At 71.2% G+C, this 9,846-nt stretch carries 9 protein-coding genes; 4 read left to right on the top strand and 5 right to left on the bottom strand.

What is annotated here, in order from left to right; all coding sequences use genetic code 11:
* Positions 1-126 precede the first annotated feature (126 nt).
* Both AB0F61_RS27595 and AB0F61_RS27590 read right to left on the bottom strand, forming a co-directional pair.
* Positions 127-1,740 carry a ricin-type beta-trefoil lectin domain protein gene (locus AB0F61_RS27595; RefSeq protein ID WP_357815240.1) on the bottom strand — a complete coding sequence of 538 codons (1,614 nt, stop codon included), beginning with the start codon at positions 1,738-1,740 and terminating at the stop codon, positions 127-129.
* Positions 1,741-1,905: 165 nt separating this feature from the next.
* Positions 1,906-2,328: a DUF2000 domain-containing protein gene (locus tag AB0F61_RS27590; RefSeq protein ID WP_357815237.1), complete on the bottom strand. Its 423-nt coding sequence runs from the start codon at positions 2,326-2,328 to the stop codon at positions 1,906-1,908.
* 50 nt (positions 2,329-2,378) lie between these two features.
* Between AB0F61_RS27590 and AB0F61_RS27585 the strand changes: the two genes are divergently transcribed.
* Entirely contained in the window at positions 2,379-3,209 is an 831-nt protein-coding gene (locus AB0F61_RS27585) for an AraC family transcriptional regulator (RefSeq protein WP_357815234.1), read from the top strand.
* A gap of 6 nt (positions 3,210-3,215) precedes the next feature.
* On the opposite strand, the gene AB0F61_RS27580 is transcribed toward AB0F61_RS27585, so the two are convergent.
* On the bottom strand, positions 3,216-4,049 hold the full coding sequence (locus tag AB0F61_RS27580; RefSeq protein WP_357815231.1) for a helix-turn-helix transcriptional regulator: 834 nt from the start codon (positions 4,047-4,049) through the stop codon (positions 3,216-3,218).
* A 204-nt stretch (positions 4,050-4,253) separates the two neighbouring features.
* Here AB0F61_RS27580 and AB0F61_RS27575 point away from each other — a divergent pair, with 204 nt between their 5' ends.
* Positions 4,254-5,504 (top strand): DUF222 domain-containing protein, encoded by a 1,251-nt coding sequence (locus AB0F61_RS27575; protein WP_357815228.1) that lies wholly within the window; start codon positions 4,254-4,256, stop codon positions 5,502-5,504.
* A 210-nt stretch (positions 5,505-5,714) separates the two neighbouring features.
* On the opposite strand, the gene AB0F61_RS27570 is transcribed toward AB0F61_RS27575, so the two are convergent.
* Positions 5,715-6,446 (bottom strand): SDR family oxidoreductase, encoded by a 732-nt coding sequence (locus AB0F61_RS27570; RefSeq protein WP_357815225.1) that lies wholly within the window; start codon positions 6,444-6,446, stop codon positions 5,715-5,717.
* Positions 6,447-6,584: 138 nt separating this feature from the next.
* Here AB0F61_RS27570 and AB0F61_RS27565 point away from each other — a divergent pair, with 138 nt between their 5' ends.
* Complete coding sequence (locus AB0F61_RS27565) at positions 6,585-7,433, top strand: LysR family transcriptional regulator (RefSeq protein ID WP_357815222.1); 849 nt, start codon at positions 6,585-6,587, stop codon at positions 7,431-7,433.
* Between the two features lie 223 nt (positions 7,434-7,656).
* Positions 7,657-9,237: a DHA2 family efflux MFS transporter permease subunit gene (locus AB0F61_RS27560; protein WP_357815219.1), complete on the top strand. Its 1,581-nt coding sequence runs from the start codon at positions 7,657-7,659 to the stop codon at positions 9,235-9,237.
* Between the two features lie 62 nt (positions 9,238-9,299).
* On the opposite strand, the gene AB0F61_RS27555 is transcribed toward AB0F61_RS27560, so the two are convergent.
* Complete coding sequence (locus AB0F61_RS27555; protein WP_357815215.1) at positions 9,300-9,761, bottom strand: DUF5709 domain-containing protein; 462 nt, start codon at positions 9,759-9,761, stop codon at positions 9,300-9,302.
* Between the last annotated feature and the right edge of the window lie 85 nt (positions 9,762-9,846).

Here is a 9,846-nt window from a genome sequence, read left to right as displayed (position 1 = left end):
CGTGGCTCTACCCGGACCGGTCGGTGGGCGACGTGATGGCCGAGTGGCGCGACGCCGGGGTGTCCTGCGCGGTGGTGACCCGGGGCGGCGACGGCCGGAACGTGGTGCCGGCCCACGGCGGCCTGGTCAGTTGGGGTTGTTGGCGTGGGTGAGCGTCTCCCAGGCGACGAACAGGTTGTTGCTGCCGGCTGGACGTTGTTGCAGCGTGAGGGTCTGGGTGTTGGTCATGACGTTGCCCAGCCGGGTGCTCATCGCGTTGAAGCCGACCTCGGTGATCGGGCCGAGGCCCCGGGTGAGGCTGCCGCCGCAGAGCCAGGAGGGCGGCGCCTCGCCGAGCTGGTAGCGCGAGTGGAAGCCCAGCGCCTGCCGCAACCGCTCACCGACCTGCGGGTACAGGTCTCGTCCCTGGATGCGCGAGGTCTCCGCGACGTGCGAGATGGCGGAGATCCCGTATCCGGTGTGGACGAAGTCGCGGCAGGTCTCCTGGGCGAGGCCGGCGACGAAGGTGGACTGGCCCTGCCAGTAGCCGATGATCTCCGAGCTGGTGTCCAGGCCGCTGCCGGGCACGGTGTAGGGCAGCGCGCCGTCGCTGGGCAGGTAGACGAAGGCCCGGGTGCGGTTGAGGAAGCGGGTGACCGCCGCGTCGTAGGCGCTCCGGTCCTCCAGGAAGACGGCGATGCCGACGGCTGCCTCCATCATCGTCAGTTCCCAGTTGCCGTTGCTGTTCGAGCCGTTGCGCACCATCGGCAGGTAGACGGTGCGCAGCATGGTGGCGAAGCGGTTGGCGTTGGGCCAACTCGTGTACGTGTACCTGATGATCTCGGCCGCCCGGGGCCAGACCGAGGCGGCCCAACCGGTCTGCAACGGGGCGTTGCTGCCGGTGTGCGCGGTGATCGTCGCCGACCAGGCGTCCATGATCTGGATCGACTTCTGCGCGTACCGGGCGTCTCCGGTGAGATACCAGGCGAGCGCGTCGGTGTACGCGGCGATCGCGTCCTCCCGCTCGTCCGTGCAGCCGTTGTTCGGGTTGGAGTAGGACCCGCACTCGACCACCGACCGGGGCGCCGGGGTGCGCGACAGGGAGGCGTACCGGCTGCTCATCATCTGGCTGTGGGCCGACGCCCATGGCTGCGCGCCGGCCTGCACCCGGCCACGGACGAAGTCGAGCTGACCCCGGCTGACCAGCACGCCGGGGTGGGTGAAGCCGCCGGACGGGGGTGGTGTGGTGCCGCCGCCGGTGGGCAGTGTCCAGGTCTGGTTGGCGGTGCCTGTGCAACTCCAGATCTGTAGCGGGGTGCCGTCGGCGGAACTCTGGCCGGTCGCGTCGAGGCACTTGCCGGAGGTGGGGTTCACCAGTTGCCCGGCGGTCGACGACCACTGCTGCGCCCCGGTGCCGTTGCAGTCGTAGATCTGCGCCCGGGCGCCGTTGGCGGTGCTGGCGGCGGCGATGTCGAGGCACTTGCCGAGCGCCCGGATCGTGCCGTCGTCGCCGACCGTCCACTGTTGCGCGGTCGAGCCGTTGCAGGTGTAGAGCTGGACCGCCGTGTTGTTGGCCGGGTTGGCGGCGGCCACGTCGACGCACTTGCCGCCGTACCCGGTGATGGCGCCCGTCGCGGCCGCCATCGCGGGCGGTGCGCCGACGACCAGGCCGGTCGGTACGGCGAGCAGGGCCGCGGCGAGCGCGGAGGTCAGTGTGGTGCGGGGGCGGCGGGGCGCGAGCCCGGCCAATCGTCGCGCCATGTGGGGGTCCTTCCGGGGCGGCGAAACAACTGTAAAGTGTGTTAATCATTACAGTCATACGCACCGATATCAATGTCTTCGTCGCCCGGATGCCGTTAGGGCGTGTGTCAAAGTCCTCGGTCGTCTGGGCCCGCCGCAGGCCGGCCAGGGGCTTTGACACACGCCCTAAGGGTGCATGGACGCTCCCTTGAGCACCTTGTCCACCACGTTGCGCGGCGCGTGCAACGCCAAGCCCACCAGGTCGAGCTTCTCCCGACCGACCGCCAGCACGGCGGCGCGGTTGTCCCGGTCGTTGCCGGTGGCGAACAACTCGGATGTGAAGATCGCCATCCGCAACCCACGGGCCAGGGCGCGCGAGTGCGCGCCCACAAGCGTCGCCCGGTCACCGGCGAAGACCAGCACCGGCTGGCCGAACATCGGCAGGTACGCGGTGCCGTCCGCGTCGCGGTACTCCTCGCCGAGCAGCTCCGGCACGGCGTTCGCAATGCCGCTGACCAGGAAGGCCGTGACGTTGAGCCGCTGCCAGCTCGCCAGGTCGTTGCGCAGCAGCACGGCAATCTTGGTGGGAAATCGGATGGGTTCGGTCATGGCGTCGAGCCTGCCCGCCGCACCACCGACCGGTCTTGTACGTTCTTAGCGTGGCCACCCGCCCGCCGGGCTCGCACGTCAGCGCGTGGCGACCTGCGGTAGCGGGGGTCGCCGAGGTCTTCCACGCCCATTTCGTGGACCACGCCTACCCCCGGCACATCCACGACGTGTGGACGCTGCTGATCGTCGACGACGGCGCGGTCCGCTTCGACCTCGACCGCCACCGGCACGGCGCGCTGCGCACCTCGGTCACCCTGCTGCCGCCGTACGTGCCGCACGACGGCCGTTCCGCCACCGCGAACGGCTTCCGCAAGCGGGTCCTGTATCTCGACACCTCGGCGCTCGGCGCCGAGCTGGTCGGTCGGGCGGTCGACGAGCCGGACCTGGCCGACCCGCGGCTGCGGGACCGGATCGACCACCTGCACCGGGTGCTCGCCGCACCCGGTGACGAGTTCGAGGCCGAGAGTCGGCTCGCGCTCATCCTGGACCGGCTGCGCGGGCAGCTCCACCGGCGTACTCCGGTCAGTCTCGCACCGCCCGCGGGTGGCCTCGCGGCCCGACTGCGGGAGCTGCTGGACGCCCGGACCGTCGAGGGCGTCACGCTGGGGGAGGCCGCCGAGCTGCTGCACGCCCACCCGACCCACCTGGTCCGCACGTTCACCCACGTGCACGGGCTGCCACCCCACTCGTACCTGACCGGTCGCCGGGTCGAGCTGGCGCGCCGCCTGCTCCTCGCCGGGGAGCGGCCCGCCGCGGTCGCCGTCGCGGCCGGCTTCTTCGACCAGGCGCACCTCACCCGCCACTTCCGGCGTCACCTGGGCGTCAGCCCGGCGCGCTACCCGGGCACCAGGCGACGGGCCCAGCGCTCCGGGGATGGCTGACCGCGATCAGACGAGCTGGGCGCCGATGACGGAGAGCAGCCGCAGCTTCTCGTCGCTCTCCGAGCCGGGCACGGCGGTGAAGACCAGCAACGTCTGGGACTCGTCGGGGTCCACCAGGGTCTGGCAGTGCAACTCCAATGCCCCGACCTCCGGGTGCAGGAAGCGCTTCGGCGGGCAGAATCCGGCCGGCACCGGGTGCTCCCGCCAGAGCTGGGCGAACTCCGGGCTCCTGGCCAGCAGATCATCGACGAGGGTCGCGGCCCGTGACCCCCGGCCATCGCGGGTGTACGAGGCGTGCAGGCTCGCCACGAGCAGGCGGCTCTGCGTGTGGTGGTCCTCCACCGGGTACAGCCGCCGTGCCGTCGGGTCGGTGAACCAGCGGTGGTGCGCGCTGCGGGCCAGCCCGGTGTGCCGGGTCTCGTCGCCGAGCAGGGCGATGGCCGGGGCGGTCTGCGCCAGGGTCTCGCCGAGGTGGTTCACCACCTGGGCCGGGGTGTCGGGCATCCGGTCGAGGATCCGCATCATTCCCGGATTGACGTGGTCGGCCCGCACCGCCCGGTGAGGGATGGCGTGGCCGGCGAGTTGGAACAGGTGGTCCCGTTCGGCCAGGGAGAGCCGCAGGCCACGGGCCAGGGCGGCGAGCATCTGCTCCGACGGGCGCGGCCCCCGCTGCTGCTCCAACCGGCTGTAGTAGTCGGTGGACATCCCGCTCAACGTGGCGACTTCTTCGCGCCGTAGCCCACCGGTGCGCCGACGTGGGCCCCGGGGCAATCCGACGTCCTCGGGCTGAAGGGCCTCGCGGCGGGTACGCAGAAAACTGGCGAGCGGGGCGCGATCCACGGTGACTCATCCTTCCACCCGGAGTCGGATGTGGTGGACGCCGGCAGTAGCCGGCACATCGGGTGCAACAGACGGGCAGGGGTGCGATGTTCCGCCGGCGGACGGCCTGGACCACCGGCGCGTTCCGGGCCGCCCGGTGGGCGGGCCTGTCCCAGTTGGATCATGGCGACCGAAAGTGTCGTACACCTGTTCTAATCTTTGCTCATGGTCGAGGAATTGACGCAGGCGGAGGACGCCTTCGCGGCCTGCGCCGACGCGGCCACCTGGGCACTGCCCGAGGACGAGCTGATCGCCGCGCTCGACACCGCCCACCGCGTCGAGCAGCGTCTCGCCGCAGTGAAGCTGGCCCTGATTCGTGAGCTCGACGGCCGCGGCACCGCCGTCGCGCAGGGTGCCTCCTCCACCGCGGTCTGGCTCCGCGAACGCTTGCGCCTCGCCATCCCGGCCGCCCGTCGCCTCGTCGACCTCGCCGCCGCCCTGGACACCGGCAATCCTGGGGTACGCCACGCACTGGCCGACGGCCACGTCACAGTGGACCAGGCCCGGGTCATCGCCGACGCGGTCGACACGGTGCAGACCGCCGCCGGTCCCGAGGCCGCTGACAAGGCCCTCGGGGTGCTCGTCGAGTGGGCCGGGCAATTCGATCCCACCCTCTTACGCAAACTCAGCACCCGCATCCTCGACCACGTCGCACCCGACATCGCCGACGCCGCCGCCAAGGCCGCCCTGGACGCCGAAGCTCGCCATGCCACCCGCGATCGCCACCTCACCCTCTCCACCCTCACCGACGGTCGCCTGCGACTCACCGGCATCCTCGACACCGAGACCGCCGGGCTGCTCCGCGCCGCCATCGACCCACTCGGCGCACCCGCGGGCCCCGATGACCAGCGTTCTCCCGGGCAACGCCGGCACGACGCCCTCGGCGACGTGTGCCGCCTCGCCCTGCGCACCGGCGAGTTGCCCGAGTACGGCGGGGATTCCGCCCAGATCGTCGTCACCACCAGCTACGAAGGTCTGACCCGGCAACTGGGCAGCGGCACCCTCGACACCGGCCTGCACCTCACCCCCGAGGCCGTGCGCCGACTCGCCTGCGACGCCGCCATTCTCCCCGCCGTCCTCAGCGGCGCCGGCCAACCACTCGACCTCGGCCGGCAACGCCGCCTCATCACCGGCCCCCTCCGGCGAGCCCTGGTGCTGCGGGACTGTGGCTGCGCCTTCCCGGGCTGCGACCGCCCACCGCGTTGGTGCGACGCCCACCACATCCACCACTGGGCTGACGGCGGCGACACCAGCCTCACCAACGCCGTCCTGCTCTGCGGCCACCACCACCGGCACCTGCACCACAGCGACTGGACAGTGCGATTGGCGGGCGACGGCCACCCCGAATTCGTCCCACCAGCCTGGCTTGACCCCGGGCAACTCCCTCGGCGCAACCACTACCACCGACGAACGTGAGCACCACCAGCACACAACGACCACCCTGGTCAGCAGACCGACCGGGTGGACAGCGCAGCACGCCCTCACTCCACGCGGCCACCGAGGCGAAGAGAGGCGCGCGGCCAGGGTCCGGCACGGCCCACCAGCTACCTGGGCGGTGAGGGCGCGCGGCCAGGGTCCGGCACGCCCCCGCGCCTGCTCAGCTACTGGGGTCGGTAGACCGATTGATCACCAGGGCACCACACCGGCGTCCTCGAAGAACCCGCCGGTAGGCCCGTCGTCGGGCAGGGTCGCGAGTCGGATCGCGATCGCCGCACCCTGTTGCGGGGTACGGACGCCGCGGAAGCCGTTGAGGTCGGTCGCGACGAAGCCGGGGCAGGCGGCGTTGATCAGGATCTTCGTGTCGCGCAGTTCCTTGGCGTACTGGACGGTGACGGCGTTGAGGAACGTCTTCGATGGCGCGTACGCGACGGAGAGCGGGCCTGTCGCCAACTCGTCGGTGGAGCCGCTCTGCCGGGTGAGGGAGCCGACGCCGCTGGACATGTTCACGATCCGCGGTGACGCCGAGCGGCGCAGCAGGGGCAGCAGGGCGTTGGTGACGCGGATGACGCCGATCACGTTGGTCTCCACCGCCGTCCGTACGGCCGCGAGGTCGACCGTGGTCGGCTCCTGGGGCACACCGCCGGTGACACCGGCGTTGTTGACGAGTACGTCGAGGCCGCCGGCACGTTTCTCGACCAGCCGGACGGCGGCGGCCACGCTCGCGTCGTCGGTCACGTCCAGTGGCACACCGAACGCGTCGACGCCGGCGGCGCGCAACTTCTCCACCGCGGCTTCTCGGCGCGTGTCGTCCCGCGCACCGACCCCGACGCTCCACCCGAGGGCGCCCAGGCCGGCCGCGATCTCGTATCCGATTCCCTTGTTCGCGCCGGTGACCAGCGCGATTGTCGTTTGGCTCATGCATCCGATCCTGTCCGTGCCCCAGCGGACCGCCAACACCGCTTGGGTGGGCGTCGATACCTCCCGGGTATCCATCGAGGCCACGCCCTAGGCGCCCGAGCGGGACGGGCCATGCCGTGCCGTCGGTACCGTTGGGGCATGGAGACGCGTGAGCTGCGGTATTTCGTCGCGGTCGCCGAGGAGTTGCACTTCGGGCGCGCTGCGCGGCGGCTCGGGATCGCCCAGCCGCCACTGTCGCGGGCGATCGCGCAGTTGGAACGGCGGCTCGGGGTGGCGCTGCTGGAACGCACCAGTCGCGCCGTCGCGCTGACCGAGGCCGGCTCGGTGCTACTGGTCGAGGGCCGGGCGGCCCTCGACGCGGTCGAGGCCGCCGAGCGCCGTACCCGCCGCGCAGCCCTCGTCGGGGCCGGCCGTCCCGGCCTGGTCCTCGTCACGAAGGCTGGAGCGTCCGGCGAGTTGCTGTCGAAGCTGCTTGACGCGTACGCCTCGGAGCCTGGCGCGGTCTCCGTCGATGTGCTGCTGTGCGGGATCGGCGAGCAGGAGCGACTGTTGCGCGACGGGCGGGCGGATGTGGCGCTGCTGCACCGACCGTTCGACTCGACGGTCGGACTGGACACCGAGGAGCTGAGCACGGAGGGGCAGGTTGTGGTCCTGCCAGCTGGGCACCCCCTCACCGCCCAGGCCCAGGTGCGGATGGCCGACGTCACCGCGCTGTCCGACCTGCCGCCGCCCCGCCGCCCCGGCCCCGACGGCACATACCCGGACGGACCCGGTCCGCAGGTACGGGACAGCACGCAGTTGTACCAGCTGATCGCGCTCGGCCGAGCGTCGGCGGTCCTGCCCGAGTCGTGCCGGGCCGACCTGCGCCGCGATCTCGTCGCCGTGCCGGTGCTGGACGCGCCAACCGTGACGACGGTGATCGCGTGGCCGCCGCACAGTCGATCCCTGGCCCTCGCCGGGCTGATCCGGACCGCGATCCGCCTCTAGGGCATGGCTACTCGCTGATCGACAGCCCGTCGTCCGGCCGTAGCGGGACGGCCGATCGGATTGTTCGTCCCCGGCGGTCACGAAACCCGGCGGCGAACCGTCACAACTGCCGGTTAGTCTGCCAGCGCGCGTCGCCCCAGTACGTCGCGTCACGCACCGGATGCAGGCGCGGCACGTCGCCACCACCCACCCATTCGGCGCTCAATCGACATCAGGAGAGTTAGTGACACAGCAATCCGTCGCGACATCGGACAAACTCGACGCCGCGGTGCTCAAGGTGGCCGGCGTCGTCGTCCTCGGTGCCATCATGTCGATCCTCGACGTGACGGTGGTCAGCGTGGCGCTGCCCAAATTCCAGAGTGAGTTCGACGCGTCCTACGCCCGCGTCGCGTGGACGATGACCGCCTACACCCTCGCGCTCGCCACAGTGATCCCGCTCAGCGGTTGGGCGGCCGACCGGTTCGGCACCAAGCGGCTCTACATGGTGGCGTTGGCGCTGTTCACCATCGGGTCGGGGCTCTGCGCCACGGCCGACACGATCGGCGAGCTGATCGGTTACCGGGTGCTCCAGGGCCTCGGCGGCGGCATGCTCATGCCGCTGGGCATGACCATCATGACCCGCGCGGCCGGGCCGCACCGGATCGGCCGGCTGATGGCCGTCCTCGGCATCCCGATGCTGCTCGGGCCGATCGGTGGCCCGATCCTCGGCGGCTGGTTGATCGACACCGCGAGCTGGCACTGGATCTTCCTGATCAACCTGCCGATCGGCGTCGTCGCCCTGATCTACGCGCAGATGGCGTTGCCGAAGGACGCCCCCGAGCCGTCCGAGTCGTTCGACTTCGTCGGCATGCTCATGCTCTCGCCGGGCCTCGCCCTCTTCCTCTACGGCGTGTCGTCGCTGCCGGAGGCGGGCACCTTCGCCGCGACCAAGGTGTGGGCCCCGATGCTTGTCGGTGGCGCGCTGGTGGTGGCGTTCGTGCTCTACTCGTTCAAGCCCCAACACCCGCTGCTCGACCTGCGGCTGTTCCGCAACCGCAGCCTGACCATCGCGTCGCTGACGCTGTTCGTCTTCATCATCGCGTTCATGGGCGCCGGGCTGCTGTTCCCGAGCTACTTCCTCCAGGTGCGCGGCGAGACGACGCTGACCGCCGGTCTGCTGATGGCCCCGCAGGGCATCGGCGCGTTGCTCACCATGCCGATCGCCGGCATTCTGGCCGACCGGGTTCCGATCGGGCGGACCGTCCCGTTCGCGCTGGCGCTGATCGTCGTCGGGTTCTTCGGCTTCACCCAGGTCGACCCGCAGACCTCCTACTGGCTGCTGGAGGGCTCGTTGTTCGTGATGGGTCTGGGCATGGGCGGCACGATGATGCCGATCATGACGTCGGCGTTGCGGACGTTGCAGGCCCAGGAGGTGGCCCGCGGATCCACGCTTGTCAACATCCTCCAGCAGATCGGCGGGTCGGTCGGCGCCGCCGTGATGTCGGTGATCCTCACCAACGAGCTGAACGGCTCCCGGCCGATCCCCGGCCTAGTGGACCCGAGCGGCACGCCGGTCACCGAGGCCGGGCTGGCCATCGCCTCCCAGCAGCGGCCGGAGCTGCTCCAGCAGATGCCGGTGGACCCGTCGATCATCGAGCGCGGGCTCGACTTCGCCGCGAAGTCGTTCGCCAACACGTTCTGGGTCGCGTTCGCGCTCGTCGTGCTCACGTTCGTCCCGGCGGCCCTGCTGCCGCGCCGACGTCAGCCGGCGCAGCTCGACGACCCGCAGGCGGAGCAGGTCAAGACGCCCGTCATCATCCACTGAGCGACCCGCCCGCCGCGCTCACCACCTGCTGGGGTGCTGAGCGCGGCGGTTGCGGGATCGGGTCAGCGCAGCGGGCCGTCGCCGGGGCCGTCCGGGTCCTCGACCACGTGGATCGCCGCTTCCTCCGCGCTTGCCGCACCCGCGTCGATCCCGGCGTCCCACGCCACCGACTCGGCTTCGTCGTCCTCGCGCACGCCCTCGTCGTAGGCGACGAGGCGGCCCGCGCGGGTCTCGCTCTCGTACCCCCGGCGGGTCAGCTCGTCCTCGTCGTCGCCGCCCTCGGCGTAGGGGTCGACATCCGGCACCTCCTGGGCGAGGTGCTGCGCCAGGGACTCGCCCGCCCGCTCCTCGGCGGGCGTGGTGCCGAACCGGTTGGCAGCGGTCCAGTGGTCCTCGGCCACGATGCCGGTGTCGAGGGGATCGCCGACCCGGTCGTCGTCGAGGGTGTCGGAGGCGTCCAGGACCCCGTCGTCCTCGGCCACGTTCCACTCGTCGACGGAATCCATCCGCTCGGTCTGGCTCACGGCGGTCTCCTCTTCGTCACGGTGCACCAAAGTGCCAAGCCTATGACCGTGCAACGCAGTCGAACGCCGAGGCCTGCCCGCTGTG

The organism is Micromonospora sp. NPDC023888 (assembly GCF_040639415.1).
Taxonomy (GTDB): Bacteria; Actinomycetota; Actinomycetes; order Mycobacteriales; family Micromonosporaceae; genus Micromonospora.
Note: the sequence above shows the minus strand (reverse complement) of the source record. Positions and strands in the feature narration are given on the sequence as shown.